The organism is Microbacterium sp. NPDC058389, from assembly GCF_042722305.1.
GTDB lineage: Bacteria > Actinomycetota > Actinomycetes > Actinomycetales > Microbacteriaceae > Microbacterium.
Map to the genome: position 1 here is coordinate 98,178 of NZ_JBHXJQ010000013.1, position 26,619 is coordinate 124,796.

Genomic DNA, 26,619 nt, shown 5'->3' on the forward strand with positions numbered 1-26,619 from the left:
TCAGTGCGGGGCCGCCGGCATCCATCCGTCTCCGCAGGCGCCGCCGTCGGCGGTCTCGGCGATCGTGACCTCGGTGCCGTCCAGGCGCAGCAGCGGGTTGTAGAACCTCGAGATCTCGGTGCTGTCGACCGGCACGTAGTGGAAGATCAGCGAGCGGCGGAACCGGTCGGCCGACAGGTTGGGCCCCGAGCCGTGGACCATGCTCCCGTGGAAGAAGAGCACGTCGCCCGCGGCGAGCTCGGTCTGCACCGTCGAGAAGCCGTCGGGCAGCGTGATCTCGGTGCTCGTGAACGACTGCTCGGGGTCGGCCTCATCGGGGCACACGATCTCGTACCGGTGCGAGCCGGGTACGACCTTCAGGCCGCCGTTCTCGCCGTCGCAGTCGTCGATCGCGACCCAGGCGGCGATGCACGTCTCGGGATGGGCCTGCAGGAAGATGTTGTCCTGGTGCAGCGCCTGGCCGCGTGCCGTCGGCGGCTTGAAGTAGAACATCGACTGCGCCGCGTGGACCGGTCCGACCATGTCGGTGACGGGCCCGACGATGCGCGGGTCGAGCATCCAGCGGCGGGCGAGTTCGCCGATCGCGAGGTAGGTGCGCCGGTGCGGATGGATGAACCTCGGGTAGCGGGCGAGGATGTCGTCGTCGGGGATGCTGTCGTCGTGGCCGATGCTGCGGTCGCGGTCGACCTGCTCCATGAAGACGTCGCGGATCTCGGCGACCTCTGCAGAGCTGAGGAGACCGCGCAGCTGCACGACGCCGTGCTCCGCGTAGTCGGCCGCGATGCCCGGGGGCGGAAGTGGTGATGATGGACATGACGGCAACTCTGCTCTGCCGCGCCCGCGCTCACCATGGGATGATCGGGCGATGACATGGACGATCCTGCTGTGATCGCATCGCAGGTCGAGCACCGCGAGACACCCCATCCGCAGGTCGTGCGGGTGGTGGCGGGCGAGTTCACGGGCGGCCGCGACTACGCGACGTGGCGGGCCCACGGCACCACCGACTGGCTGCTGATCCACACGATCGCGGGGTCGGGACGGGTCGGCGGTCCCACCGGCGACGTCGTCACGCATCCTGGCGACTGCATCCTGCTGCGTCCGCAGGCGCGCCACGACTACGCGACCGTGCCGGACGCCGGGTCGTGGGCGCTCGCGTTCGCCCACTTCCATCCGCGCGCGGAGTGGACCCCGCTGCTGGAGTGGCCGCAGCAGGCCGGAGGCGTCGGCGTCGTCCACGCGCCCGGCGGGATCCGACCGCGCGTGCTCTCATCTCTGCGCGCGTGCGCACGGTCGTCGGCGGCCTCGCTGCCGCAGTCCGAGCTGTTCGCGGTGAACGCGCTCGAGTCGGCCCTGCTGTGGCTCGACACCCAGAATCCGCTGCGGGGCCGCATGGACGAGCGCCTGCTGCGCGTCGTCGAGCACATCGGCGCCGACCTCTCGGCGGACCTGGGCGCGCCGGCGCTCGCCCGCGTCGCGACCCTGTCGCCCTCGCGACTCACCCGCCTGTTCACCGAGAGCCTCGGGATGCCGCCCCAGCAGTACGTCGAGCGCGAGCGCCTCACGCGCGCCGCGCAGCTGCTGGCCTCGACCGACCGCGCCGTGGGCGAGATCGCGCGCGATGTCGGCTGGGACGACCCGCTGTACTTCTCGAGGCGATTCTCGAAGCTGCACGGAATGAGCCCGACGGCGTACCGCGCGGCACGGGCGGCCCGCTAGCGTTCGAGCACGACAGCGAGGCCCTGGCCGACGCCGATGCAGATGGCGGCGACGGCGACGCCGCCGCCGCGGCGCCGCAGCTCGTGCGCGGCGTGGCCGATGATGCGGCCGCCGGACGCTCCGAGCGGGTGGCCGATCGCGATCGCCCCGCCGTGGATGTTGACGCGCGCAGGATCGAGGTCCGGCCACCCCTGCAGGCAGGCCAGCGACTGCGACGCGAACGCCTCGTTCAGCTCGACCACGTCGACGTCCGCCCACGTGCGCCCGGCGCGCGCGAGCGCCCGGTTCGCCGCCTCGACCGGCGCGACCCCGAATACGTCCGGGTCGTTGCCGAACACACCTCGACCGGCGACGCGGGCCAGGGGCTCGGCATCCACCGCTCCCTCCGCGGCGAGAAGCACGGCCGACGCGCCGTCGTTGATCGGCGACGCGTTGCCCGCCGTGACCGTGCCCGCCCCGTCGCGTCCGAACAGCGGGCGGAGTCCGCCGAGCGCCTCGAGCGTCGTATCGTCGCGGATGCCCTCGTCGCGAGCGAGGACGGCCCCCGGCACCTGGACGATCTCGCCGTCGTAGACCCCCGCCGCCCACGCCGCGGCGGCGAGGCGGTGGCTGCGCAGCGCGAACGCGTCCTGCGCATCGCGGTCGATGCCGTAGAGCCCGGCGAGCTTCTCGGCGGACTGGCCGTTCGAGATCGTCCACTCCGGCGGCAGCGCAGGATTCGTCATGCGCCAGCCGATCGCCGTGTTCCACATCGTCTGATTGCCGATGCTCGGGTATGCGCGCGGCGACTTCTCGACCACGTACGGAGCCCGGCTCATCGACTCCACCCCGCCCGTGAGCACCACGTCGGCGTCTCCCGCCTCGATCGCCCGCGAGCCCTGGATCACCGCTTCGACCGACGATCCGCACAGCCGGTTGACCGTGACCCCGGGCACCGTGGTCGGGAAGCCTGCCAGCAGCACACCCATGCGCGCGACGTCGCGGTTGTCCTCCCCCGCCTGGTTCGCGTCGCCGAAGATCACGTCGTCGATGCGGGCAGGGTCGAGTCCCGCGCGCTCGATCGTCGCACGCATCACGACCGCGGCCAGGTCGTCGGGCCGGACGCCAGCCAGCGCACCGCCGGCGCGGCCGAACGGGGTGCGGACGGCGTCGTAGATGAACGTCGCAGGCATGTCAGGTCCCTTCAGAAGCAGGCGTCGTCGCCGCTTCGGTCACGCCGAGGTCGAGTCCGGTGAGCTCGGCGAGTGTCTCGACGGTATTGTCGCCGAACACCTCCCGTACGAGGAACCGGCCGCCTTCGACGTCGAACACGGCGTGGTCGGTGTAGACGCGGGCCACGCAGCCCACGCCGGTGAGCGGATACGTGCACGCGGCGACGAGCTTGGACGAGCCGTCCTTGGCGAGCAGGTCCGTCATGACATAGACGCTCTTGGCGCCGATCGCGAGGTCCATCGCGCCCCCCACGGCGGGGATCGCGCCCGGCACCCCCGTGGACCAGTTCGCGAGGTCGCCGTCCTGCGACACCTGGAAAGCGCCGAGCACGCACACGTCCAGATGCCCGCCGCGCATCATGGCGAACGAGTCGGCGTGGTGGAAGTACGCCGCGCCCGGAAGCGCGGTGACGGGCTGCTTGCCGGCGTTGATGAGGTCGGGGTCGATGCGGTCGGCCTCGGGCGCGGGACCCATGCCGAGCAGTCCGTTCTCGGTGTGGAGGATGATCTCCCGCCCGGCCGGCAGGTGGTCTGCCACGAGGGTGGGCGCGCCGATCCCGAGGTTCACGAACGACCCCTCCGGGATATCGGCGGCGATGCGCGCCGCGAGCTGCTCGCGCGAGATGCGGGTGGTCACCGGTCGGCCCCCGTCCCGGTCGCCGAGCCTGCAGACGCGGCCGCCCGCGGGCGACCCGCGATGTCGACTCCCCCGACGAGTTCGCCTCCCACGAGCCAGGTCCGCGACCCCACGGCGACCACCCGGTCGACGAAGATGCCCGGGGTGACGATCGCCTCGGGGTCGAGCGAGCCGAGCGGCACGACCTCGTCGACCTGTGCGATGGTGGTCGTCGCCGCGGCCGCCATGATCGGTCCGAAGTTGCGGGCGGTCTCGCGGTAGACGAGGTTGCCCCAGCGGTCGCCCCGCAGCGCCGACACGAGCGCGTAGTCGGCGCGGATGGGGTGCTCCAGCACGTACCGGCGTCCGTCGATCTCTCGTTCCTCCTTGCCTGCGGCAAGTTCCGTGCCGACGCCCGTCGGCGTGAAGAACGCGCCGATGCCGGCTCCCGCGGCGCGGATGCGCTCAGCGAGATTGCCCTGCGGGACGAGCTCGAGCTCGATCTGCCCGGCCCGGTACAGGTCGTCGAAGACCCACGAGTCCTGCTGGCGCGGGAACGAGCACACGACCTTGCGGACGCGCCTCTTGGCGAGCAGCGCCGCGAGACCGGAGTCGCCGTTGCCCGCGTTGTTGTTCACGATCGTCAGCTCCGACGCGCCCTGGGCGATGAGGGCGTCGATCAGCTCGACCGGCTGACCGGCACGACCGAAGCCGCCGATCATCACGACCGAGCCGTCGGGGATGCCGGCGACCGCGGCTGCGGCATCCGCCACCGTCTTGTCGATCATGCGCCATCCTCGGCGAGCACGTCGGCCGCGATCCGGAAGGCGGAGTTCGCCGCGGGGACGCCGGAGTAGACCGCGGACTGCAGGATCACCTCGCGGATCTCGCCGACGGTGAGGCCGTTGCGCAGTGCGGCGCGGAGGTGCATCGCAAGCTCTTCGTGATGGCCGTGCGCGATGAGCGAGGTGAGCACGGCGATCGACCGCGAGCGGCGGTCGAGCCCGGGCCGCGACCACACGTCGCCCCAGGCGACACGCGTGAGGAAGTCCTGGAAGTCACCGGTCAGCTCGGTCGTCGCCGCATTCGCGCGGTCGACGTGCGCGTCCGACAGCACGGCGCGGCGCACGAGCATGCCCTGGTCGTACCGCTCCTCGTCGGTGAGTCCCTCTCCGTGGGGTCTGGTCATCGGTTCTCTCCTTCTGCGCGTCCGAAGAACTCCCGCAACGCCTCGGCGACCGCGACGGGCTGCTCGGCCGGGGGCAGGTGGGCGGCATCCCGGATCGTCACGATCTCGCCGCACGCCACGCCTTCGGCGATCTCGCGCGCCTTCGGCTCCGGCGCGACGGCGTCGTGCTCGCCCGACAGCGCCAGCACGGGCGCCTCGATCTCGGCGAGCCGATCGCGCACGTCGTACGCGGCGAGCGCCTCGCAGCACAGCGCGTAGCTCTCGTCGTCGGCGTCCTGCAGGGCGTGCAGCAGCCGGCCGGTGAGCTCGGGGCGTCGCGCGATCGTCCCCTCCGCGAACCAGCGCTGGGCCGAGGCGGTGATGAGGCTCGACGTGCTCTGCGCACGCACCTGTGCGGCCCGCTCATGCCAGGCCGCCGGATCACCGAGCTGTGCGCCCGACGCGACGATCGCGGCGCCGGTGACCCGGTCCGGGTGGCGCAGCAGCAGCTCCAGTCCGGTCGCGCCGCCGAGCGAGACCCCGGCGTAGAGGAACGCGGGCTCGTCGACCGCACCGGCGACGGCGTCGGCGAGGTCCGCGACGGTGAAGGACGTGGATGCCGCAGCCGCCGCCCCGTGACCGGGAAGGTCCCAGCGCACGACACGGAGGTGCTCCGCGAGGAGCGGGGCGACGTCGTCCCACAGGATCGTCGAGGTGCCGAGCGACGCGCCCAGCACGACGAGCGGCGCGCCGGCGGGGCCGATCGAGGCGGTGAGCGCGAGGGCGGGAACGGTCATGCGTTCTCCTCGTCGGCGTCGAGGGCATCGGCGAATCCCGCCGCGAGGCCGGTGTAGCGGGCCGGGTCGAGCAGGTCGTCGAGGTCGAGCCCCGCCGCTTCGGGAAGGCGACGGACGCGATCGTCGAGCGTGCCGTCGCCCGCGGCCAGCAGGTCGGCGAACCGGTCGGGGCCGATGAGCGGGACGAGCACGGCGCGCAGCCGCTCGCTCACGATCGCGGCACCGGTGAGGGCGAGGTTGCGCGCGACCGCGGCCCGGTCGACGCGCAGGCCTGCCGCGAGTGCATCGCCGTGCGCGGCCGCACCGAGCGCGAGGCGCAGCAGCTCGCGCAGTGCGGGCCACTCCGCATGCCACGCGCCGTCCGGCCGCTCATCCACGGCCAGTGCGGCGGCGGCGTGCAGTGTCGCAGCCAGGTGGGGCGCGCGCACGGCCGCGGAACGGATCAGCACGGCGTCCGTCGGGTTGTGCTTCTGCGGCATCGCCGACGACCCCCCGGTGGCGCCGGTCGCCAGCTCGGCGATCTCGGTGCGGGCCAGCGTCGCGACATCCGCCGCGAACACGCCGAGCGCGTCGACGGCCTGCGTGAGCGCGTCACCGAGCTCGGTCACCGGCCAGCGCTCGGTGTGCCAGGGCGCCTCCGGGGCGGCAAGGCCCAGCTCGGCCGCGAACGCGGCGGGCAGGGCGGTGGCGGCATCCCCTCCGCCGGTCTCGACGAACGCCGCCAGCGTGCCCGCCGCGCCGCCGAGCTGCGCCGGCAGCTGGGCGACCTGTGACTCCAGCCGAAGCCGCGCCCGACGGAGGCCGCGCACCCAGCCGGCGGCGCGTGCTCCGACCGTCGTGGGCACGGCGTGCTGCGTGAGGGTGCGCGTGGCGGCGACGGTGTCGCGCTCGTCGACCGCGAGCTGCGTCAGCGATGCCTCGGTCTCTCGCAGCGACGACACGATGTGCGCCCCGGCGCGGCGGGCGGTCAGCATGAGCGCAGTGTCGAGGATGTCCTGGCTGGTCGCGCCGCGATGCACCCACGGTCGAACGTGCGCCGGAACGCCTTGCCGCAGCACCGCGACGAGCGGGATGACCGGGTTGCCGCCGGCGCGGGCGGCTTGGGCGAGCTGCCGCGCGGCGGCGGGGTCGATCGCGGCCGGGCCGCCGGCATCCCCTTCCGCCAGAGCCGCGGCGATCACGTGCGCCGTCTCGTCGTCCGACGCGCCCACGCGGGCCCAGGCGCGGGCGAGGGCGAGCTCGGTCTCGACAAGAGCGCGCAGTACGGCGGCGTCCGTCACGTCGTCGTCGTGCCCGACCGTGACGGGCGAGAGCAGACCGTCGTCAATAGACAAGGAACACCGTCTCGTTCTCGCCCTGCAGGCGGAGGTCGTGGCGCAGCCACCCCTCGGGCGTCCGCGTCGCGACCAGGGTGGCGCGATCTTCGGCGGCCAGGGAGGCCAGCAGCGCATCGGCGGCGAGCGCGTCGACGTCGTCGGGGAGGTAGATGCGGGTATGAAGCTTGTCGGGCAGGCCGCGCGCGTACACGATCACGGCGAAGAACGGCGCGGCCCCTGCTCCTGCCCCAGGGTTGCGCGTCCAGAACTCGTAGCGGCCCTCGTCGTCCGTGAACGCGCGCCCGAAGCCGGTGAAGGTGTGGTCGTCGCGGCGGAACGCGCCACGCGCGCGCGGCACCGACCCGTCCGTGTCGGCGCCGAAGATCTCGACGAACGCATCGGGTATCGGGCTGCCGGCGCCGTCGTAGACGGTCCCGCGCAGCAGGATCGCGCCCGGCGCGTGCGGGGACGCGACCTGGTTCATCTTCGGGTACTCGACGCCGTAGGCGAAGAAGGGGCCGACCGTCTGGCCGGGCGTCGGGCGGTGGGTCTTGACGGGCACCGCCATGTCAGTGCTCCTCGGGTTCGAACCAGGTGGCGTCGGGGCCGTCGACGACGATGTCGAAGCGGTATCCGGTCGACCACTCGGGCGACGTCAGGTCGTGGTCGTACACGCCGACCAGCGCATCGCGGTCCTGCTGCCGCCAGATCGTGTTGTAGATCGGGTCCAGCGGGAACAGCGGGTCGCCCGGGAAGTACATCTGCGTGACCAGCCGCTGCGTGAACGACGATCCGAAGATCGAGAAGTGGATGTGCGCGGGGCGCCAGGCGTTCGCGTGGTTCTTCCAGGGGTAGGGTCCCGGCTTGATCGTCGTGAAGAGATACTCCCCGTCGTCGTTCGTGATCGCGCGACCGGCGCCGGTGAAGTTCGGGTCCAGGGGCGCCGGGTGCTGGTCGCGCTGATGGATGTAGCGACCCGAGGAGTTGGCCTGCCACAGCTCGACGAGCTGGTTCGCGAGCGGACGGCCCCACGAATCGAGCACGCGCCCGCGCACGGTCATGCGCTCGCCCAGCGGTGCTCCGGCGTGCTGGATGGTGAGGTCGGATTCGATGGCCGCGACGTCGCGCTGCCCGAATGCGGGCGAGAGCAGCTCGATCGTCTCGGGGTCGACGAGCTTCGGGTTCTTCGTCGGATGCCGCAAGACGCTGGAGCGGTAGGGCGGGAAGTCGTGCATCGTCGCCGGCAGCTGCTCACCGGCGGCCTCGCGCGCCGCGTACGCCGTGTGCAGCCCGAGGATCTCGTCGGTGATGCGTCGCTGCGACACCTGCTCCGGCGCCGCGAGCATCTTCTCGGGCGCCGCAGCGGCGCTGCCGAGGGTGTCGGTCATGGGTGTCTCCTTCGACACGGGTGGGACTCCGGGCTCAGGGAATCGTGCGCGGTGCCGCGGATCGACAGCAGCGCTCTCCCACTCAATGGGAATCGAATTCCCACTTGTGGGAGCATCGTCGCATGGCGAACTCACCGTCGGGCGATTCGGTCACCGACCGCCTCATCCGCGTGCTCGAGACGTTCACCGCCACTCGCACGGTGCAGACGGCCGCAGAGATCGGCCGCCGCGCCGACCTCCCGCCGTCGACCGCGCACCGCGTCGTCGGGGAACTCGTGGATGCCGGCCTGCTCGAGCGCGACGAAGACCGCCGCATCCGTGTCGGCATGCGGCTGTGGGAGCTCGCGACCCGTTCGTCGCATGCGCTGCGGCTCCGGCAGGCCGCACTGCCGGCGATGGAAGTGGTCCAGTCGCGCGTGCGCGAGCACACCCAGCTCGCGATCCTCGAACAGGACGAAGCGCTGTTCCTGGAACGCCTGAGCGGGCCGGGCTCCGGCTCCAACGTCGCCCGCATCGCCGGACGGCTGCCCCTGCACGCCTCGTCGTCAGGGCTCGTCCTGCTGGCCTACGCCGATCGCGCACTTCAGGAGCGCATCCTCGCCGGCCCGCTCGCGCCGACCACGCGCGAGACGATCACCGACCCCGCCGTGCTCCGCCGCAAGCTCGCCGAGGTGCGGGCAGTGGGCCATGCCGTCGCTCCCGGCTTCATCGAAGCGGTGTCGACCGGTGTCGCCGTGCCCGTCCACGACGAGACCGGCGGGGTCACGGCCGCCCTGTCGGTCGTGCTGCCGCGCGACGAGCCCGCTGACGCCGCCCTGCGAGAGCTCCTCGCGGCGGCGCGAGACATCGAACGCACCCTGGGCGCACGACGCTGATCGCTGACTCCTGTTGAACGGGAGAAGTGGATGCCGCGGCATCCACCCCCCCCCTCAACACTGTGTGTCGACACATCCGTCGAAGGAGACGCCATGACCACGACCGTCCGCACGCGAGTCGCCATCGTCGGCGCCGGACCGGCCGGGCTGCTGCTCGCGCACCTGCTGGCGGCCTCCGGCATCGACTCGATCGTGCTCGAGCGACGCCGTCGCGACGAGATCGAATCGACCGTCCGCGCCGGGATCCTGGAGCACGAGACGGTGCGGGTGCTGAGCGAATCGGGCGCCTCGGGTCGTGTGCTCACGGCCGGGAGCCGGCACGACGGGATCGAACTGCAGTTCGCCGGCGAAGGCCACCGCATCGACTTCGCCGCGCTGACCGGTCGCAGCGTGTGGCTGTACCCGCAGCACGAAGCGCTCAAGGACCTGATCGCGGCTCGCCTGGCCGACGGGCAGGACCTCCGTTTCGAGACCGCCGCCGTGCGCGTCGAAGGCGTCGACAGCGACCGTCCGGTCGTGTACGCGACGACCGGCGCCGGGGAGGGCCTGCAGATCGAGGCGGAGTTCGTCGTCGGCGCCGACGGGTCCCGCAGTGTCGTGCGCGATGCGGTCTCGGGTTCGCGCAACGGGTACTTCCGCGAGTACCCGTTCGCGTGGCTCGGCATCCTGTGCGAAGCGCCGCCGAGCGCGGAGGAACTGATCTACAGCAACTCGGCGGACGGCTTCGCACTCGTCAGTCAGCGGAGCCCCACCGTGCAGCGCATGTACTTCCAATGCGACCCTGACGTGGATCCGCACACCCTCACCGAGCCGGAGATCTGGCAGATCCTGCAGCGGCGCGTGCCGGGCACGGCCCTCCTCGAGGGCCCGATCGTGCAGCGCGATGTGCTGCGCTTCCGCAGCTTCGTCGCCCGTCACCTGCGCCGCGGCCGCGCCGTGCTCGTCGGGGACGCCGCGCACACCGTGCCGCCGACCGGCGCGAAGGGCATGAACCTCGCGGTGGCCGACGTCGTGCTGCTCGAGCGCGCGCTGCGCGCGCTGCTGCTCGAGAACGACCCGCGGCTCGTCGACGCCTTCGCCGAGACGGCGCTCACGCGCATCTGGAAGGCGCAGCACTTCTCATGGTGGATGACCGGCATGCTCCATCGCACGGTTCCCGCAGGCACGGAAGGCGCCCCGGATGCCGCGGACTTCGACCGGCTGCGCCAGCTCGCCGAGTTGCGCTCCGTCGTCGAGTCGCAGGCCGGACGCGCCTTCCTGGCGGAGGGATACACGGGCTGGCCGCACGAGAACTGACCTGCGGGATCCCTCTCCGGCGTGCCCGGACCGCCCGTTGACGACGTCGGTCGGTCGCGGTACATTAATCAACATGTTAATTGATCAAGGTCTAGATTGACTACATCGAACGACCGGCTCGACCAGGCGTTCCTCGCCCTGGCCGACCCCGTACGGCGGGCGATCATCGCCCGCCTGAGCCAGGGCTCGGCCACCGTCAACGAACTGGCCGAGCCGTTCGCGATCACCAAGCAGGCGGTGTCGCGGCACATCGCCGTGCTCGAGGCGGCCGGCCTCGTCACGCGCTCGCGCGATGCGCAGCGTCGCCCGGTCCACCTCGACCCCGCCGCACTCGAACGCCTCACCGCCTGGATCGACCGCTACCGGCTCCAGGCGGAGGCGGCCTACCGCCGGCTCGACGCCGTGCTGGCGGCATCCCCATCCGAGGAGAAGGAACCATGAGCACCGGCCTCTTCGTCGAGACCCTGCCCGGCCAGCCCGTCGTCGACTTCGTGCGCGAGTTCGACGCCCCCGCCGCGGCGGTCTACGCCGCGCACGCCGACCCCGACGTGTACGTCCGCTGGGTCGGCCCCGCCAAGTACGACACCTCCGTCACCGCGTGGGAGCACCGCTCGGGCGGCGCATACCGGTTCGTGCAGACAGAGCCCGGCACGCCCGGCGAGTATGCGTTCCACGGCTCGATCCACACCGCGCGCCCCGGCGAGCTGATCATCCAGACCTTCGAATGGGAGGGCGCGCCCGACGAGGTGAGCCTCGACATCATGCGGTTCGAGGATCTGCCCGGCGGGCGCTCACGCCTCGTGGGGCGGAGCCTCTTCCCGTCGCTGGAGAACATGCAGGCGATGTTCGACGACGGCATGACCGAGGGCATGGAGGCCGGCTACCGCTCCCTGGACGAACTGCTGAAGGAGGGCTGAGCGATGCTCACCGAAGTGGCCGACGGCGTGTTCGTACACGAGGCGGACTTCGTGCAGAGCAACACCGTGGTCGTGCGCGGCCGCGACGGCGCGCTGCTCATCGACCCGGGCATCACGCGCGACGAACTCGCCTGCCTCGCCGGCGACCTCGACGCGCTGGGCCTCGAGGTGGTCGCGGGCTTCTCGACGCATCCGCACTGGGACCACCTGCTGTGGGATGCCCGCTTCGGCGACGCGCCGCGGTACGGCACCGCCCGTTGCGCCGCGTCCGCGCGGGAGCAGCTGGCGCAGCCCGACGCCGCGGCCGAGATCGTGGCGCACCTGGAAGGCACCGGCATCGAGGACGACGTGCCGATGGATCTGCTCGGCCTCGTCACCGGGCTGGCTGCGGGGGCCGTCGAGGTCCCGTGGGACGGACCCCGGGTGCGGATCCTCGAGCACGCTGCGCACGCGCCCGGACACGCGGCGCTGTGGATCGAGGACCGGAGTGTGCTCGTCGCGGGCGACCTGCTGTCGGACGTGCTGGTCCCGATGCTCGATCTCGAAGACACCGCGGACCCGTTGGGCGACTACCTCGCTGCGCTCGCGCTGCTGGAGGAGGCAGCTTCCGATGCGGCGGCCGTCGTACCGGGGCACGGCTCGGTCGGCGGCCCGGGCGCGGTCGAGTCCCGCATCGAACAGGACCGCGCGTACGTCGAGGCGCTGCGCGCCGGCCGTGAGCCCGACGACTCGCGCTTCGGCCCGGACGCCCGCGAGGGGTGGGAGTGGGTCGCCGACGTGCATGCCGCACAGCGGGAGGCGCTGCGGCAGCGAGACGCGCAGGCGTGACTCACGGCGACCGGATCGGATCACGGGCACCCCAGCACCTCGAGAAGGAACGCCGTCGCCGACCCCCACGCGCGAGCGGCAGCGCGTGGCTGGTACGCCGCACCCGGCATCCCGAGGTCGTCCGAACGCGGGTTGGTGAAGCCGTGCTGCGCGCCGGAGTACAGATCGAACTCCCAGGCGATCCCCCGCGCGGTGAGCGCGGACTTGAGCGCCTGCCACTGCGCGGGCGTCGACAGCGGGTCATCGGCGCCTGCGCAGATCAGCACGCTCGCGCTCGGGTCGGCGTCGTCCCAGCCGGGGGCGAGCAGGTCGAGCCCGGCGTGCACGCTCGCGACGCCGCGGGTGCGCCCGCCGGTGCGCAGGTACTCCAGCGCCGACGAGGCGCCGAAGCAGTGGCCGAGCGTCGCGATGCGGTCCTCGGCCACCTCGGGTTGCGCGGCCGCAGCGTCGTGCGCGGCGGCGACGCGGGCGATCCAGTGGTCCCGCTCGGCCACCATGCCGCCGATCAGAGCCCCGATCTCGGCGCCGCTGGACGGCGTTCGCCGCCCGCCCCAGACGTCCGCGGCGAACACGGCGAGACCGAGCCCCGCCAGACGCCTGGCCAGCGCCCGGGTATCGTCGTTCAGCCCGAACGCATCGTGCACCAGCACGACCGCCGGCAACGGCTCGTCGGCGATCGGGCGGACCAGGATGCCGGCCATCTCGTCGCCGGCGACCTCGTAGCGCACATCCCGCTCGACGAGGCCGCCGCCCGGCTCAGTGGACACCGAGGTAGTCCTCGAGAGTCTGCGGTGTCGCGTGGAGCAGGGGCTCCCTGACCGCCTCGTCGGGGAACTCGCTCGCCTCGAAGAACCATCGCTTCGATGCCGGCATACCCCACAGCTGCGCACGCCGGGGATCGGTGACGTCCCAGCGGATGGGCGGCACCTCGAGGTCGATGAACTGGTAGTGCGTGTTGAACAGCTCGACGCGGTGCTGGTCGGGGTCGCGCAGGTACAGGAACAGGGCATTGCTGAGACCGTGCCGGCCCGGACCGCGGTCGATCTCGTCTCCCGCGCCCAGTGCTCCCGCGACGTCTGCGGCATGGATGATGGCGCTCGCGTCGGGCACGGCGAAGGCGAAGTGGTGCAGCCGCGGACCCCGCCCGTTCGTGAAGACGAGGTCGTGCGTGTTGCCCTTCACCTCCAGCCACGTGCCCCACAGCTCGTCGCCGCCGGGCGCGGCGGTGTACTCCGCCATACGGAAGCCGAGGTTCGACCAGAAGTCCGTCGCCGCCTGCACGTCGTGCGTCACGACCTGGAAGTGGTCGATGCGCTGGGGCGCCCCCGCGGTGAACTCGTGGAACGACTGGTATTTGCGGTCGACGACCTCCATCGAGCTCGTGAGCTCGATATGTGTGCCGACGGGGTCGCGGAAGCGGATCGTCGCGCCCTGGAACGGACGCTCGAGCCGCTCGTAGGCGAGGTTGTTCGCCTTGCAGAAGTTCTCGGCGGCCACGATGTCGTCGTCGCGACGCACGCGCAGGCCGACCCCGACAGCACGCGCGTCCGCGCCCTCCTCCAGCACGAGGCTGTGGTGGGCCGCCTCCTCCAGCCCGCGGAGGTAGACCGCGCCCTCCGTCTCCTCGGTCACGACCAGACCGACGACGTCGCGGTAGAAGTCGCGGCTGCGGACGAGGTCGGTGACGGTGAGCACCGTGTGGCTCGCGCGAGTGATGTCGAATTCGGGATGCTGATTCCAGCGCGGCAGGGTCATGCCATGAGTCTCATCATCTACGCGACATATCAGAATCCCCCAATCGACTAGTCTGGATATAGTTACGAGCTATGGGGATGCCGACATGGAACTGCGTTCGCTCCGCTACTTCCTGGCGGTGGTCGAAGCCGGCTCCCTGAGCGCCGCGGCGGCCCGGCTCCGCCTCTCGCAGCCTTCCCTGAGCGTGGCGATGGGACGGCTCGAGTCCGAGCTCGGCGTGCCCCTGCTCGTCCGCGGCCCGCGAGGCGTCGAGCCCACCGACGCGGGGCGCTACCTCGTCGGCGCGGCCGGACGGATCCTCGGCGAGGCCGAGGAGACCGAACGCACCCTCGCCCGGTTCCGGGACGGCTCGCGTGGCAGCCTGACGCTCGCCGCGGTCCCGGCCCTCATGTGGAGCCGCGTCCCACGCCTGCTGAGGGAGTTCGGCGCCGTGGCCCCCGACGTCGAGGTGCGCCTCATCGAGACGCCGCCGTGGACCGCGCTCGAGCAGGTCCGCGACCACGCGGCAGACCTCGCCGCGATCCTCGTCAGCGACCCGCGGACGTTCACCGACCGGCACAACGGCGATCTGCGGATCCTCGACTGGGGCCCGGTTCCCGTGGTCGCGGCCTGTCCCCCCGGCGAGTCCACGCGGGCCACGCCGGTGGCCCTCGCCGATCTCGCGGAACGCGAGCTGCTCCTGCCCCGCCGGGCCGCCGGCATCCCGAGCCTGCCCGAAGCAGTCGACCGGCTGTTCGCCGATGCGGCGCTGATCCCGCGACGCATCCGCACGGTCGAGACCATCCAGACTGCGCTCACGCTCGCCGCCGCGGGCGCCGGGATCGCGCTCGCCCCTGATGCTGACGGCACCAGTCTGGTGAGGTTCGATGTCGTGCCGCGACAGATCGCGCCTGCCCCTGCACCGCTGCGCGCGCTCGTGGTCGCGCGCCGGGCGAACCCCGAGAGCCTCCCGCTGCAGCGACTGCTCGACGCGATCGCCCACGACCCGCGGCGGATCACCGTGGCCGACGCGGATCGTCGATAGGATCGGGCGAAGCGGGCACCGCAGAGCCGGCGGCGACCCGCGGAGGGAACGGCATGACGACGAAGGCCGAGCAGGCGTACCAGATCCTGCGAGAGCGGATCATGGACGGCACCTTCGGTCCCGGACACCGGCTCGTCATCGACCAGCTCGGACGCGAGCACTCGATCTCATCGGTGCCGTGGCGCGAATCGCTGCGGCGGCTCGAGGCCGAGGGATGGGTCGACATCATCCCGAACGTCGGCGCCGTCGTGAAGACGTTCGACACCGGCTCCTGGCAGCGGACGATGCGACTGCTCGCGCGCATCGAGGGACTCGCCGCGGCTCTGGCGGCTCCCCATCTGACGGCAGACGACATCGCCGATCTGCGCGCGCTCAACCAGCGGCTGAACGCCTCGCTCGCCGCTTACGACGTCGAGGCCTTCGGACGGCTCAACCGGCGATTCCACGAAGAGATCTGCTCCCGCTGCGACGACGAGCACCTGAGCGAGCTGATCCACAACGAGTGGACGCGCCTGGATCTCGTGCGCCGCAGCGCGTTCTGGTACGCACCCGGTCGCGCCCAGGCGTCGATCTCGGAGCACGAGGGGCTGCTCGACCTCATCGAAGCGGGGGCGGCGCCCGAGATCATCGAGACCGCCATGCGGAGGCACCAGGTGAACACCCTCGAGGCCATCGCGCAGCACGAGGCCGCGCTCGAGGCCGAGCAGCACCGCGGCTGATCAGTCGGCGTCCGCGGTGCGCGGCGCCCGCAGCCTCGCCCTGGTCCCGCTCTCGTAGATCGCGGCGACGACGTCGTCGGGGCTCTGATGCCCCGAGAGCTCCCGGCCGACCCTGCCGCCGTCGAACACGAGGACGCGGTCGCACAGCAGCGAGAGCTCGTTCTCATCCGACCCGGCGACGATGACCGTCCGGCCGTCCGCAGCGGCTCTGCGCACCGCCGTGACGATGGTGTGGCGCGCGCCCACGTCGACGGCCTGCGTCGGCTCGTGCAGCAGGAGGAGGTCTGGGTCGGTGGCCAGCCACTTCGCCAGCAGCACCTTCTGCGCGTTGCCGCCTGAGAGGTTCTTCACGAGCGCCGCCGGATTCGGCGGGCGCACGTCGAGACGCTCGATCCAGTCCGACACCAGGCTGCCCTCGTCCTTCCGCGGGCGCGGCAGGAGCGCACGCGAAGACCTGCTCGTCTGGGGCAGCGCGAGGTTCTCGCTGACGCTCAGCGCACCGGCGAGTCCGGCGTGATCCCGGCCCTCGGGGATGAGCGCGATGCCGGCCGTGATCGCCGCTGCCGGGTTGAGCGATCCGACCTCGTGCTCGGCATCCCCGATGCGCAGCGTCCCGGAGTCGGCGGTCGTCACGCCGCTCAGAAGGTACGGCACATCGTCGTACCCCGAGCCGGCGAGACCGGTCAGCCCCAGCACCTCCCCGCGCGAGACGGCGAACGAGACGTCGCTCACCCCGAGGCCGCTCAGCCCTGTGACGGCCACGTCGTCGGCGGTGTGGGGCGTCGTGTCGCGATCGCGTTCGATCTGCTCCAGCCCGCGTCCGAGCATCATCGCGGCGAGATCCGCCTCGCTGAGGCCCGCGACCTCCCGGCCCGCCTCGACGACTCGACCGTCCCGCAGCACCGTCACGCGGTCGGCCGCTTCGACGATCTCCTCCAGGCGGTGCGTGATGAGCAGCACCGAGGTGCCGGTCGCGACGATCTCGTCGAGGATCCCGAAGAAGTGCTCCAGCGATCGACGCCCGAGAGCACGCGTCGACTCGTCGAAGATGATGAGGCCGCGACCCGGTGTGGCGTCCTGGAGCGCGCGGGCGATCGCGACCGTAGCGCGGTCCTCTTCGCGCAGCTCGTCGATCCGCGCGTCCAGCGGCACGGACCGGCCGAGCCGCTCGAAGACCGCCTCGGCCGCGGACTGCTCGCGCTTCCAGTCGATGCGACGGAGGATGCCGTGGCCGGTGAGGCGGCCCAGGCGCAGGTTCTCGAGCACCGTGCGGTGCCCGATCAGGCCGAGGCTCTGATGCACGACGGCGACGCCCGCCGCCTGCGATTCCCGCGGACGCACCGGCAGCCGCAGATCCTGGCCGTCGACAGCGACGCGGGTGCCCTCATCGGGGCGGTAGAGGCCGGTGAGCACCTTGGCGAGCGTCGACTTGCCCGATCCGTTCTGGCCGATGAGGCCGTGCAGCTCGCCCGGACGCACCTCGAGGGCGACGTCGCGGAGCACGCGGTTGCTGCCGAACGTGATCCACAGGTTCTCGACCGTGAGGCGGGGCGCCGGACGGGCGGCCGGGGTGTCCGGCCGCCCGTCCGTGGTGAGCGTCGAGCTCAAGACACGCCCCAGACCTTCTTGAACTCGTCCGTGAAGTCGACGGGTCCGTACCATTCGCCCGACGCCTCGGCGTCGGCCGTGAGGTCGATGTCGCCGATGTTGTCGGCCGTGAACAGCCGCGTCGGGATGGTGTACTCGGGCAGCTCGTCGCCGTTCACGAGGCGCAGCACCACGTCGGCGTCGACCCATCCCTGGAAGGCGGATGCCTGCCCGGCGGCCGCCGCGAGCGACCCGTCGGCGACCGACTCGAGGTCGTCCAGCTGCACGGAGCCCGCGAGCACCTTGGCCTTGCCCGACATGCCCGCACCCTGGATGCCGCCGAGGGTGGGCTGCAGGTACTGCGCGAACTGCGAGTAGACGTAGTCCGTGTCGGGGTTGGCCAGCAGGGCGGACTGCGTCGACGGGGCGATCTGCGGGAAGTTCGCCGATGAGACGCCGTTCTCGACGATGACGCAGTCGGGGCACTCCTGGTCGTAGACCTCCTGGGCGGCGGCGAAGAACGCGGCGGGCGCCGGGCCGTCCTGGCCGATGTTCGCGAGCAGGTTCGCCTGCCCGTCCGAGTCGACGGTGACCCACTGCGCGAGCGAGACCGCCTGCGCCGTGCCGCCGGCGGGGATGTTGGCGAGCGTCGCCGAATCGGGGTGGTCGGCGTTGGGCACCTGGTTCGAGATGACGACCGGGATGCCGGCGGCCTGGGCCGCGTCGAGCGAGTTGCCGGCGACGCCGTAGGCGACGGCATCCGTCACGATCGCGGCGGCCTTCGCGTCGCGGCCCTGGTCGATGCACGCGCTGACGGCGGTCGGCGTGCCCTGGCCGTCGCAGACCTGGACGGAGGCGCCGAGCGCCTCGAGCGCCTCGGTGAACGCCTGCTGCGTCACCGCGAACTGCGGCGACTGCAGGGTGATCGGCACGTAGTAGACGGTCGCGCCTTGCAGCGCGGTTCCATCGCTCACCGCCTCGGTCGGCACCGGGTAGCTGTCGGGCAGCGCCTGGGCGGCGGCGACGTCGGCGGCGAGCCCTTTCGCCTCGGCCGACGCGCTGCTGCTGGGGGTGGCCGATCCTTCTTCGGTGCTGTCGCAGCCGGCGAGCGCAAGCGCGGCGATGGCGACGACGCCCGCAGCGGTGATCGTGCGTGCTCGTGAGAAGCGGACTGTGTTCACGGGTACTCCTTGTTCAGCCGTCATTGGCATGGATTGCAGGGATGGGTGGGGAAGAGGTCAGGTCGCCCGGCGGTGCAGGACGGTGGTGATGGTGACGGCGATGACGAGCACGCCGCCGTAGAAGACGTTGGTCACCCAGCTGGTCGCGCCGAGCAGCTGGAGGCCGAGCACTCCCGTGCCGAGGAAGAAGATCGCGATCAGCGTGCCGAGCGGGTTGAACCGGCCGGGTTCGAGGATCGCCGTGCCGAGGAACGTGGCCGCGAACATCGGAAGCAGGTAGGCGTTCGAGACGTTCGGGTCGAAACCGCCGATGCCGGCGGTCGCGATCACTCCGCCGATGCCCGCGATCATGCCGCCGAAGGTGAAGGCTCCGAAGCGGATCGCGGTCACCCGCACGCCGGCGAGGCGGCTGACCTCGCGGTTCTCGCCGACGAAGCGCATGTTCCGGCCGAGAGGGGTGAACCACAGGATGTACGCGAACCCGAGCATGAGGATGACGCCCAGGTAGAAGGCGACCGGCATGCCGGCGATCTCGAAGCTCGAGATGACCGAGATGTACTTCGCGACACCGGTGATCGGCTGAAGGTCGGCCATCCACAGCGACAGGCCGAACAGGAACGTGCCCATGCCGAGCGTCACGACGATCGTGTTCACGCCCATCTTGACGACGAGCCAGCCGTTCAGAGCACCGACGGCGGTGGAGGCTGCGACGGCCACGATGGCCGCCACGAACGCATTGAGGTGGAACTCGGTGTTGAGCCACGCCAGGATGATCGCCGCGAACCCGAAGTTGTTCGCGACCGACATGTCGACGAACTCGCCGACGATGATCGTGCAGAGCAAGGCGGCGCACAGGAAGATCAGCGCGGTCTGATTGGGTCCGCCGAAGATCGAGTGCCAGGCGCCTGCCGTGAGGAATGTGGACGGGCGCAGCACCCCGAAGAGCAGGATCAGCAGCGCCCAGACGCCGATCACCGCGAACCGGGTGCTGAACCAGCCGAACGACAGCCCGCGGCCGTGCCTGGCCGGCGTCTGCACCAGCCCGGTGTAATCGTCGGGGGCCTCGACGGTCGAGGTCTCGGTCATGCGGTCACTCCCTTGTACGCAATCGGACGATCAGCCACGATCGTGTGTGAAATCATATGCAGATCGCACACGATCGTCCAACCTCGATTTTCCGAGTAGATCCCCTCTCGCTTGATTAATGCCGATCAAACGGCATTTTTGCGGCAGAAGTTCTCGATGCGAGATCAGGATCATGTGAAGGATCGTGTGTGATCCGTCTGTAAATCATGTACGATCGCACCGTTCACCCCTCGAGGAAGAGGCTCCATGTCTGACATCGCCATCGTCGGCGCCGGCCCGGCCGGGTTGCTCACCGCTCTGCGTCTGCACCAGCGCGGAATCACCCCGACCCTGTACGAGTCGGTCGCAGAGCTGCGGCCGCTCGGCGTGGGCGTCGACATCAAGACGGTGGGCACCGCCGAACTCGACGACCTGGGCCTGCTCGACAAGTTCCGCGCGGTCTCGGTCGACGCCGAGGACTCGATCTTCTTCAACGGCTTCGGGCAGGAGATCTACGCCGAGAAGTGCGGCGTGCACATGGGCTACCTGCACGAGCAGCGGTTCGTGCACCGCGGCACCCTCCAGATGCTCTTCTACGACGAGGTCCTCGAGCGCCTCGGCCGTGACGCGGTCGTCCTCGGGGCCCGCGTCACCGGGTATCGGCAGGATGCGGACGGCGTGACGCTCGACATCGAGCACCGCGACGGACGTCGCGAAGAGGTACGGCACGACGCCGTGATCGCCGCCGACGGCATCAAGTCCGCCGTCCGCAGGCAGATGCATCCCGACCAGGCCGAGCCGTACTTCTCAGGCATCACGATGTGGCGCGGGACGACGCTGCGCGAGCCGTTCCGCGGTGGCCACACCATCCTCCACATCGGCGATCCGGCCGTCTCGTCGATGATCGTCTACCCGATCGCCCAGGACTTCGAGGGCACCGGACTCGATCTCATCAACTGGGTCGTCGAGACCAACGGCGAAGAGACCATCGAGGACTGGAACCAGATCGGCGACATCACCGACGTGATCCCCCTGTACGACGACGTCAAGATCCCGTTCCTCGACGTGCAGCAGCTCATGCGCGACGCCCGCGAGGTCTACCTCTTCCCCCTCATCCGCCACGAACCGCTGGACGGCTGGGTCGATGGGAGGGTCGTGCTGCTCGGGGATGCCGCCCACGCGATGTTCCCCCGTGGCGGCAACGGCATCACCCAGGCGATGATCGACGCGCGTGTCCTCGTCGAGCAGCTCGCGACGCATCCCGACGACCCGCACGCCGCGTTCGTCGCGTATGACGGCATCCGCCGCGAGATCGTGAACCGCATCGCGGTGAACATGCAGGGCGAGGGATACGAGGTTATCCGCCGCATCGTCGCCGAGCGCACCGACCACCGCCCGTTCGACGACATCGAGCAGGTGCTGCCGCTCGCCGAGGCCGACGAGATCTTCAGCCGGTATCACGCGCTGGTCGGGTCGCCCCGCCCCGGGCACGACGCCGGAGAGGCGACGGGGTTCCGCACGTGGGAGCGGGTGGGCGCGTGAGCGTCGAGGCGCTCGGCCCCGACGAGCAGACCCGCGCCGCACTTCTCGACCTGGAGTCGCGACGACGCCGCGCGCTCGTCGACGGCGATCTGGCGACGCTCGACGAGATCTTCGACCCGGCGCTCGTCCACATCCACGCACCCGGCCTCGTGCACGACAAGGCGAAGCTCCTGGAGCACGTCGGCACCCGCCGCGCCTATGTCGACATCACACGGGGCGATCTCGACATCCGCGTGCTCGGCGACGTCGCGATCATGGTCGGGCCGATCTCGAACATCCTCCGCAACCCCGACGGGTCGCCGCGCGAGCAGCGCGGTGTCGTGACCCAGGTCGCCCGCCTCAGCGCGGACGGCTGGCGCTTCGTCAACTTCCAGCTCACGCCGCTCGGCGAGGAGGTGTGGGGCAAGCTCCCCTCCGAACTCGCCGCGCAGCGCCCCACACCTGAGGAGTCCGCATGAAACTCGCCCGATTCCGTGTGAACGGCGGGCCAGTCCGGCTCGGCAGGGTCGACGGCGACCGTGTGGTCGACCTCGCCGGCGTGGCCGGCATCGGCACGTCGCTGCGCGAGATCCTCCCCGACCTCGCCGCGCTGCGACCCGCCATCGACGCGGCGGACGGGGCATCCCATGCTCTCGCCGACGTGGTGCTCGAAGCACCCGTCGACGCGCCGCAGAAATACCTCGGCATCGGCATGAACTACGCCGAGCACGCCCAGGAGGCCGCGGCCGCCGGCATCCCGATCCCCACCAGCCAGCTGTGGTTCAACAAGCAGGTCTCGTGCATCGTGGGACCGCACGACGACATCGTCCGGCCGCGCGTCTCGGAGCAGCTCGACTACGAGATCGAGCTGGGAGTGGTGATCGGACGCCTGGCGAAGAACGTGTCGCGCGAGGACGCCCGCTCGTACATCGCCGGCTACCTCGTCGCCAACGATGTGTCGGTTCGCGACTGGCTGCAGCAGCGGTCCCCCACGTTCACGCTCGGCAAGTCGTTCGACACGCACGGCCCGATCGGCCCGTGGCTGACCACCGACGACGAGATCGCCGATCCGCTGGACCTGCGCATGACGCTCACCGTGAACGGCGAGGTGCGTCAGGACTGGCGCACCGACGACATGATCTACGACATCTACGATCAGATCGCCTACCTGTCACAGGTGTTCACGCTCCTCCCGGGCGACATCCTCGCCACCGGGACCCCCGCCGGAATCGCGGCGCCCACGCGGAACTGGCTGAAGCCGGGCGACGTGGTGCGGGCCGAGATCGAGGGCCTCGGCGCCCTCGAGAACCGCGTCATCCCCGAACCTTGAACTGCGCCGCAGAACTCGACGAAGAGAAAGAGAACGACATGACCGTCGTCGACATCAACATCCACCACCTGCCCGAAGACCTCTTCACGAACGAGAAGATCCTGAACGGCTTCCTCGACAGCGCGCCGCGCGGCTTCGGAGAGATCGCCTCCGTCATCACGATGGACAGCGGCAAGAAGCAGCTCGTGCTCGAGAAGCCGGCGGGCCACCCGAACCTCAACTACGTCGAGGGCGACTACTCCGCCGAGGCCAAGCTCGCGGCCATGGACGAGGCCGGCGTCGACTACGGCATCATGCGGGTGCCAGTGTGGCAGGAATGGCTCGGGCTGGAGACCTGCAAGGCCGTCAACGACAATGCCTACGACATCGCGCAGCGCTCCGGCGGCCGGCTGTTCACCACCGCGTGCGTGCCCCCGTGGGGCGGCAAGGAGAACATCTACGAGCTGGAGCGGTGCGTGGGCGACCTCGGCGCCGTCGGCGTCCAGGTCGCCTGCCACTACGGTCGGCTCTATCTCGACGACCCGGTGTTCGAGCCCTACCTCAAGGTGATCGAGAAGCTCGACATCCCGGTCATCGTGCACCACACGCCTCTGCCGGTCGAATACCAGTCCATCGTCGACTACACCAACCTGCGCCGCGAGTTCGGGCGCATCCTCGACCAGGGCACCGCTGTCGGCCGCGAGCTCTTCAGCGGCATGTTCGACCGGATGCCGGGGCTGAAGTTCATCCACACGATGTTCGGCGGCAACTGGTTCGCGAACGCCGAGCTGCTCACCCCGCATGCCCCGGTCAAGAAGGAGGCCATGAACCGCCTCGACTCGTCCGAGGGCGACAAGATCAAGCGCTACCTCGACCAGAACATCTTCTTCGACATGACGCACCCGCACTCGTGGGGCAAGGCGCAGGTCGAGGCGGCGCTGACGGTGAGCGGCGCCGACCACTACCTGTTCGGCTCGTCGTTCCCGGTGTTCTACAGCTGGATGGGCCAGGGCGTCGAGTTCGTCAAGAACGAGCTCGACATCAGCGACGCCGACCGCGAACTCGTGCTGTCGGGCAACGCGAAGCGCCTCTTCAACCTGCCGATCTGACGCGTCGCCATGTCACATCAGTCCGACCGCAACGACATCGACGGCTTCTTCTCGAACGACCGTACGTCGGGGCGCGCGGGGGCGATCGAGCTCGCCGGCGACTCGTTCCGAGATCACCTCTACGATCTCGACGATCCGATCGTCGCGGCATCCCGCGGCATGACCTACGAGCGGTTCACCGCGGACCGCAAGAACGCGCCGTTCCTGCGCGACCTGCTCGAGCAGTGGGACGCCCTGTTCGCCGAGGACTTCGTCGGCGTGACGGTCGACGGGATGCCGCAGCCCGGCCTGTACCGCCTGCCCCCGTCGACAGCGGGCGAGGCCGACGCGTCCCTCGTCGAGGTGGCCGAACGCGCCCTCGCGACGCTGTGGGACGACCAGCTCGCCGCGATCCTGCGGCCGATGGACTCCCCGGACTGGCGCGGCTGGAGCAACCCCGAGTTCGTGTTCCATCGCAACGGCGTGCGTCTGGAAGATGTGAACGAGGCCCAGGCCGAGGCGCTGCTCGACATCGTGCGATCCTCGCTCAGCCCGCGGGGCTGGGAGATGGTCGACGAGGCGATGGGGCTCAACGGCTTCCTCGGCGACCTCGTCGGGCTGCCGCAGGTCATGAACGACCGCAGCTACTGGTTCACGGTCTTCGGCGCACCCTCGACCGCCGAGCCGTGGGGCTGGCAGCTGTACGGGCATCACGTGGCGCTCAACTTCGTCACCGTGGCCGGTCGTCACGTGATCGCCCCGGTGTTCCTGGGTGGCGAGCCGGCCGTGACAGACGGGCGGGCACCGCTGTTCGCGACCCGCGAGGCGCTCGCGATCGACCTCGCCTCGTCGTTCACCCCCGCGCAGCGCGCGGCGGCGGTCGTGTACGACTCGGTGCTCGACCCCGCCATGCCTCCGGACCGCGTGCACCCCGCCGACGAGCGGCACGTGGCGGGGGCGTTCCGCGACAACCGCGTCGTCCCGTATGAGGGCATCAGCGCGGTCGCGCTCGACGACGGCCAGCAGGCGACCCTGCGACGCCTGGTCGCGGACGTCCTCGTGCTCTACCGCGACGACCAGCGCGCCGTTGCGCTCGCGGAGTTCGACGCGCACCTCGAGCACACCCACGTGTCGTGGTACGGGGCGACCGACGGCTCGACGCCCTTCTACCTGCGCATCCACTCGCCGGTGATCCTCGCCGAGCTCGACCACCACGCCGGGGTCTGGCTCAGCAACCGGCTGCCCGCGCGGTTCCACGTCCACACGACGCTGCGCGCCCCGAACGGCAACGACTACGGCAAGGCCCTGATCGCCCAGTGGAACGACCGACGGGCCGGCGAGTGACGAAGCATCCCACCAAGTCCGAGCAGGCATACGAGATCCTGAAGTCGAGCATCGCGGACGGCACCTTCTCGCCCGGCCACCGGCTCGTCATCGATCAGCTCGGCCGCGAGCACGGCATCAGCTCCGTGCCCTGGCGGGAGGCGCTGCGACGGCTGGAGGCGGAGGGGTGGGTCGAGATCGTGCCGAATTCGGGGGCCGTGGTGCGGCGGTTCGACCGTGGCGAGTGGATGCGGACGATCCGGCTTCTCGCACGACTCGAGGGCCTTGCGACGGCCCTCTCGTCCGAGCACCTCACCGCGCACGACCTCGCTCACGCCGAGAACCTCAATGCGCAGATGACGCAGGCGCTCGCGGACTTCGACCTGCAGCGGTTCGGGCGGCTGAACCACGAGTTCCACGATGTGCTGTGCTCGCGGTGCGACGACGAGCATCTGCTCGGCCTCGTCCGGTCCGAGTGGATGCGGATGGACCTGATCCGGCGCTCGGTGTACTGGCACGCGCCGGGGCGGGCCAAGGAGTCCGTCGACGAGCATGCCGCCCTGCTCGGCCTCATCCGCGCCGGCGCGCGGGGGGACGATCTGGAGACCGCCGCCCGCCGCCACGAGCTCAACACGCTCGAGGCCGTCGCGGCCTACGACGCCAAGGCGCCCGCCGATTCGGGGGCCGTGCGATGAACGGGCGCCGAGCGATCCACCTCGACTCGTTCGCCCACGCCAATCCGGTGCCGGCGGCGAGCCGGGTGGGCCCGCTCCTGATGTCGGGCGCGCTGACCGGGAAGGATCCGGTCACCGGCACGATGCCCGACACGCTCGAAGCCCAGGTCGCGAACGTGTTCGCCCTGGTGCGTGCTGTCATGGCCTCCGCCGGCGGCACGACCGACGACATCGTCAAGCTCACGGTGCACCTCGTCGACTACCGCGACCGCGCCGCGCTCAACCGCGCCTGGACCGAGATGTTCGCGGACCCCACCACCCTGCCCGCGCGCCAGGTGCTCGCAGCGTCCCTCGACGGCGGTGCGCGGATCCACGTCGACCTGGTCGCCTGGCTCACCCCCTCGCAAGGAGACGCATGACACTCACTCCCGAGCTTCGCGCGAAGCTCACCGCGAGCCCCGTCGCGGGGCTGTCGCAGCAGCTGCGGCTGCGCGGCATCCATCAGGTCTTCCTCGATGGCCTCCGCACCGACACCCCCGGCGCGAAGATCGTCGGCACGGCCAGAACACTCCGGTTCGTGCCCTTGCGCGAAGACCTGTTCGCTACGCACGGCGGCGGCCACAACGCGCAGAAGCGCGCGTTCGACGCCGTCGAGCCGGGCGAGGTGATCGTGATCGAGGCCCGCGGTGACGCGTCTTCCGGGACTCTCGGCGACATCCTCGCGCTGCGCGCCCGGTCACGTGGCGCGGCAGGGATCGTCACCGACGGGGGTGTGCGCGACCATGCGACGGTCGCGGCGATCGACCTGCCCGTGTTCTCGCGAGGGGGGCACCCCGCGGTGCTCGGACGCCGTCATGTGCCCTGGGAGCACGACGTGACGATCGCCTGCGGCGGCGCCACCGTGCAGCCGGGCGATGTCATCGTGGGCGACGACGACGGCGTGATCGTGATCCCGCCGGCCCTCGCCGGCGAGGTGGCCGACGCCTGTCTCGCACAGGAGGCCGAGGACGAGTGGGTCGCGGCCCGCGTCGCCGAGGGCCACGCGCTCGACGGCCTGTTCCCGATGAACGCGCAATGGCGCGCCCGGTTCGACGCCCGCTGAGGAGATGAGTGGATGCTGCCCACTGAGGTCATCGCGACGATCGCGGCTGAGCTGGCCGAGGCCGACCGCACGCACGGCGTGATCCCGCGGATCACCGCCCGCTACCCCGACGCGACCGTCGAGGACTCGTACGCGATCCAGGG

29 protein-coding genes and 2 pseudogenes are annotated in these 26,619 nt (G+C 70.9%); 17 read left to right on the plus strand and 14 right to left on the minus strand.

Annotation, left to right across the window (positions count from 1 at the left end; translation table 11 throughout):
• Complete coding sequence (locus ACFWJ8_RS16030; RefSeq protein ID WP_378813390.1) at nt 1–822, minus strand: phytanoyl-CoA dioxygenase family protein; 822 nt, start codon at nt 820–822, stop codon at nt 1–3.
• A 63-nt stretch (nt 823–885) separates the two neighbouring features.
• On the opposite strand from ACFWJ8_RS16030, the gene ACFWJ8_RS16035 reads away from it, so the two are divergent.
• Nucleotides 886–1,716 carry a helix-turn-helix domain-containing protein gene (locus ACFWJ8_RS16035; protein WP_378813392.1) on the plus strand — a complete coding sequence of 277 codons (831 nt, stop codon included), beginning with the start codon at nt 886–888 and terminating at the stop codon, nt 1,714–1,716.
• On the opposite strand, the gene ACFWJ8_RS16040 is transcribed toward ACFWJ8_RS16035, so the two are convergent.
• Genes ACFWJ8_RS16040 through pcaH form a run of 8 tightly spaced genes read right to left on the minus strand, consistent with a single transcriptional unit; the run spans nt 1,713 to nt 8,212 of the window.
• Nucleotides 1,713–2,888, minus strand: coding sequence for a thiolase family protein (locus tag ACFWJ8_RS16040; protein ID WP_378813394.1), 1,176 nt, complete (start codon nt 2,886–2,888; stop codon nt 1,713–1,715). The genes ACFWJ8_RS16035 and ACFWJ8_RS16040 overlap by 4 nt on opposite strands.
• Before the next feature lies 1 nt (nt 2,889).
• On the minus strand, nt 2,890–3,564 hold the full coding sequence (locus ACFWJ8_RS16045; protein ID WP_378813396.1) for a 3-oxoacid CoA-transferase subunit B: 675 nt from the start codon (nt 3,562–3,564) through the stop codon (nt 2,890–2,892).
• Nucleotides 3,561–4,331: a 3-oxoacid CoA-transferase subunit A gene (locus ACFWJ8_RS16050; RefSeq protein WP_378813398.1), complete on the minus strand. Its 771-nt coding sequence runs from the start codon at nt 4,329–4,331 to the stop codon at nt 3,561–3,563. Before ACFWJ8_RS16050 ends, ACFWJ8_RS16045 begins: the two co-directional genes overlap by 4 nt.
• A complete protein-coding gene (pcaC, locus tag ACFWJ8_RS16055) occupies nt 4,328–4,732 on the minus strand; it encodes a 4-carboxymuconolactone decarboxylase (RefSeq protein ID WP_378813400.1) in 405 nt (134 codons plus the stop codon). The genes ACFWJ8_RS16050 and pcaC overlap by 4 nt, the downstream gene beginning before the upstream one ends.
• A complete protein-coding gene (locus ACFWJ8_RS16060; RefSeq protein ID WP_378813402.1) occupies nt 4,729–5,508 on the minus strand; it encodes an alpha/beta fold hydrolase in 780 nt (259 codons plus the stop codon). Before ACFWJ8_RS16060 ends, pcaC begins: the two co-directional genes overlap by 4 nt.
• Nucleotides 5,505–6,842, minus strand: coding sequence for a lyase family protein (locus ACFWJ8_RS16065; protein ID WP_378813404.1), 1,338 nt, complete (start codon nt 6,840–6,842; stop codon nt 5,505–5,507). The genes ACFWJ8_RS16060 and ACFWJ8_RS16065 overlap by 4 nt, the downstream gene beginning before the upstream one ends.
• Nucleotides 6,832–7,392 carry a protocatechuate 3,4-dioxygenase subunit alpha gene (pcaG, locus tag ACFWJ8_RS16070; RefSeq protein WP_378813406.1) on the minus strand — a complete coding sequence of 187 codons (561 nt, stop codon included), beginning with the start codon at nt 7,390–7,392 and terminating at the stop codon, nt 6,832–6,834. Before pcaG ends, ACFWJ8_RS16065 begins: the two co-directional genes overlap by 11 nt.
• 1 nt (nt 7,393) lies before the next feature.
• Nucleotides 7,394–8,212, minus strand: a complete 819-nt coding sequence (pcaH, locus tag ACFWJ8_RS16075) for a protocatechuate 3,4-dioxygenase subunit beta (protein ID WP_378813408.1) — start codon at nt 8,210–8,212, stop codon at nt 7,394–7,396.
• A 122-nt stretch (nt 8,213–8,334) separates the two neighbouring features.
• Here pcaH and ACFWJ8_RS16080 point away from each other — a divergent pair, with 122 nt between their 5' ends.
• From ACFWJ8_RS16080 to ACFWJ8_RS16100, 5 genes are all read left to right on the plus strand, one after another.
• On the plus strand, nt 8,335–9,087 hold the full coding sequence (locus tag ACFWJ8_RS16080) for an IclR family transcriptional regulator (RefSeq protein ID WP_378813409.1): 753 nt from the start codon (nt 8,335–8,337) through the stop codon (nt 9,085–9,087).
• A gap of 93 nt (nt 9,088–9,180) precedes the next feature.
• A complete protein-coding gene (locus tag ACFWJ8_RS16085; RefSeq protein ID WP_378813411.1) occupies nt 9,181–10,383 on the plus strand; it encodes a 4-hydroxybenzoate 3-monooxygenase in 1,203 nt (400 codons plus the stop codon).
• A gap of 96 nt (nt 10,384–10,479) precedes the next feature.
• The gene (locus tag ACFWJ8_RS16090) at nt 10,480–10,824 is read left to right on the plus strand and encodes an ArsR/SmtB family transcription factor (RefSeq protein WP_378813412.1); all 345 of its coding nucleotides are present in this window, start codon (nt 10,480–10,482) and stop codon (nt 10,822–10,824) included.
• On the plus strand, nt 10,821–11,300 hold the full coding sequence (locus ACFWJ8_RS16095) for an SRPBCC domain-containing protein (RefSeq protein WP_378813414.1): 480 nt from the start codon (nt 10,821–10,823) through the stop codon (nt 11,298–11,300). The genes ACFWJ8_RS16090 and ACFWJ8_RS16095 overlap by 4 nt, the downstream gene beginning before the upstream one ends.
• Before the next feature lie 3 nt (nt 11,301–11,303).
• Nucleotides 11,304–12,128 carry an MBL fold metallo-hydrolase gene (locus ACFWJ8_RS16100; RefSeq protein ID WP_378813416.1) on the plus strand — a complete coding sequence of 275 codons (825 nt, stop codon included), beginning with the start codon at nt 11,304–11,306 and terminating at the stop codon, nt 12,126–12,128.
• Between the two features lie 20 nt (nt 12,129–12,148).
• Here ACFWJ8_RS16100 and ACFWJ8_RS16105 read toward each other — a convergent pair whose 3' ends face one another.
• Nucleotides 12,149–12,895 carry a dienelactone hydrolase family protein gene (locus tag ACFWJ8_RS16105; protein ID WP_378813418.1) on the minus strand — a complete coding sequence of 249 codons (747 nt, stop codon included), beginning with the start codon at nt 12,893–12,895 and terminating at the stop codon, nt 12,149–12,151.
• On the minus strand, nt 12,885–13,883 hold the full coding sequence (gene hpaD, locus ACFWJ8_RS16110; protein WP_378813419.1) for a 3,4-dihydroxyphenylacetate 2,3-dioxygenase: 999 nt from the start codon (nt 13,881–13,883) through the stop codon (nt 12,885–12,887). The genes ACFWJ8_RS16105 and hpaD overlap by 11 nt, the downstream gene beginning before the upstream one ends.
• An 85-nt stretch (nt 13,884–13,968) precedes the next feature.
• On the opposite strand from hpaD, the gene ACFWJ8_RS16115 reads away from it, so the two are divergent.
• Entirely contained in the window at nt 13,969–14,907 is a 939-nt protein-coding gene (locus tag ACFWJ8_RS16115) for a LysR substrate-binding domain-containing protein (RefSeq protein WP_378813420.1), read from the plus strand.
• A gap of 53 nt (nt 14,908–14,960) precedes the next feature.
• Nucleotides 14,961–15,626: a GntR family transcriptional regulator gene (locus tag ACFWJ8_RS16120; RefSeq protein WP_378813421.1), complete on the plus strand. Its 666-nt coding sequence runs from the start codon at nt 14,961–14,963 to the stop codon at nt 15,624–15,626.
• Here ACFWJ8_RS16120 and ACFWJ8_RS16125 read toward each other — a convergent pair whose 3' ends face one another.
• From ACFWJ8_RS16125 to ACFWJ8_RS16135, 3 genes are read right to left on the minus strand one after another with little or no spacing between them, the layout of a single operon-like run.
• Entirely contained in the window at nt 15,627–17,234 is a 1,608-nt protein-coding gene (locus ACFWJ8_RS16125) for a sugar ABC transporter ATP-binding protein (protein WP_378813423.1), read from the minus strand.
• On the minus strand, nt 17,231–18,394 hold the full coding sequence (locus tag ACFWJ8_RS16130) for a sugar ABC transporter substrate-binding protein (protein WP_378813424.1): 1,164 nt from the start codon (nt 18,392–18,394) through the stop codon (nt 17,231–17,233). The genes ACFWJ8_RS16125 and ACFWJ8_RS16130 overlap by 4 nt, the downstream gene beginning before the upstream one ends.
• Nucleotides 18,395–18,451: 57 nt before the next feature.
• A complete protein-coding gene (locus ACFWJ8_RS16135) occupies nt 18,452–19,480 on the minus strand; it encodes an ABC transporter permease (RefSeq protein WP_378813426.1) in 1,029 nt (342 codons plus the stop codon).
• 246 nt (nt 19,481–19,726) lie between these two features.
• On the opposite strand from ACFWJ8_RS16135, the gene ACFWJ8_RS16140 reads away from it, so the two are divergent.
• The 9 genes and pseudogenes from ACFWJ8_RS16140 to ACFWJ8_RS16180 form a co-directional block, all read left to right on the plus strand.
• On the plus strand, nt 19,727–21,001 hold the full coding sequence (locus ACFWJ8_RS16140) for an FAD-dependent monooxygenase (RefSeq protein ID WP_378813428.1): 1,275 nt from the start codon (nt 19,727–19,729) through the stop codon (nt 20,999–21,001).
• Nucleotides 20,998–21,459, plus strand: coding sequence for a nuclear transport factor 2 family protein (locus tag ACFWJ8_RS16145; RefSeq protein WP_378813430.1), 462 nt, complete (start codon nt 20,998–21,000; stop codon nt 21,457–21,459). The genes ACFWJ8_RS16140 and ACFWJ8_RS16145 overlap by 4 nt, the downstream gene beginning before the upstream one ends.
• Complete coding sequence (locus ACFWJ8_RS16150; protein ID WP_378813432.1) at nt 21,456–22,310, plus strand: fumarylacetoacetate hydrolase family protein; 855 nt, start codon at nt 21,456–21,458, stop codon at nt 22,308–22,310. The genes ACFWJ8_RS16145 and ACFWJ8_RS16150 overlap by 4 nt, the downstream gene beginning before the upstream one ends.
• 38 nt (nt 22,311–22,348) lie before the next feature.
• A complete protein-coding gene (locus tag ACFWJ8_RS16155; protein WP_378813434.1) occupies nt 22,349–23,398 on the plus strand; it encodes an amidohydrolase family protein in 1,050 nt (349 codons plus the stop codon).
• A 9-nt stretch (nt 23,399–23,407) separates the two neighbouring features.
• Nucleotides 23,408–24,721, plus strand: coding sequence for a DUF3500 domain-containing protein (locus ACFWJ8_RS16160; protein WP_378813436.1), 1,314 nt, complete (start codon nt 23,408–23,410; stop codon nt 24,719–24,721).
• Nucleotides 24,718–25,395 carry a GntR family transcriptional regulator gene (locus ACFWJ8_RS16165; protein WP_378813438.1) on the plus strand — a complete coding sequence of 226 codons (678 nt, stop codon included), beginning with the start codon at nt 24,718–24,720 and terminating at the stop codon, nt 25,393–25,395. Before ACFWJ8_RS16160 ends, ACFWJ8_RS16165 begins: the two co-directional genes overlap by 4 nt.
• Complete coding sequence (locus ACFWJ8_RS16170; protein WP_378813440.1) at nt 25,392–25,793, plus strand: RidA family protein; 402 nt, start codon at nt 25,392–25,394, stop codon at nt 25,791–25,793. Before ACFWJ8_RS16165 ends, ACFWJ8_RS16170 begins: the two co-directional genes overlap by 4 nt.
• A 2-nt stretch (nt 25,794–25,795) precedes the next feature.
• A pseudogene (locus tag ACFWJ8_RS16175) lies at nt 25,796–26,476 on the plus strand (hypothetical protein); the annotation flags it as partial.
• Nucleotides 26,477–26,488: 12 nt separating this feature from the next.
• Nucleotides 26,489–26,619 (plus strand): annotated as a pseudogene (locus ACFWJ8_RS16180) (2-oxo-hepta-3-ene-1,7-dioate hydratase); the annotation flags it as partial.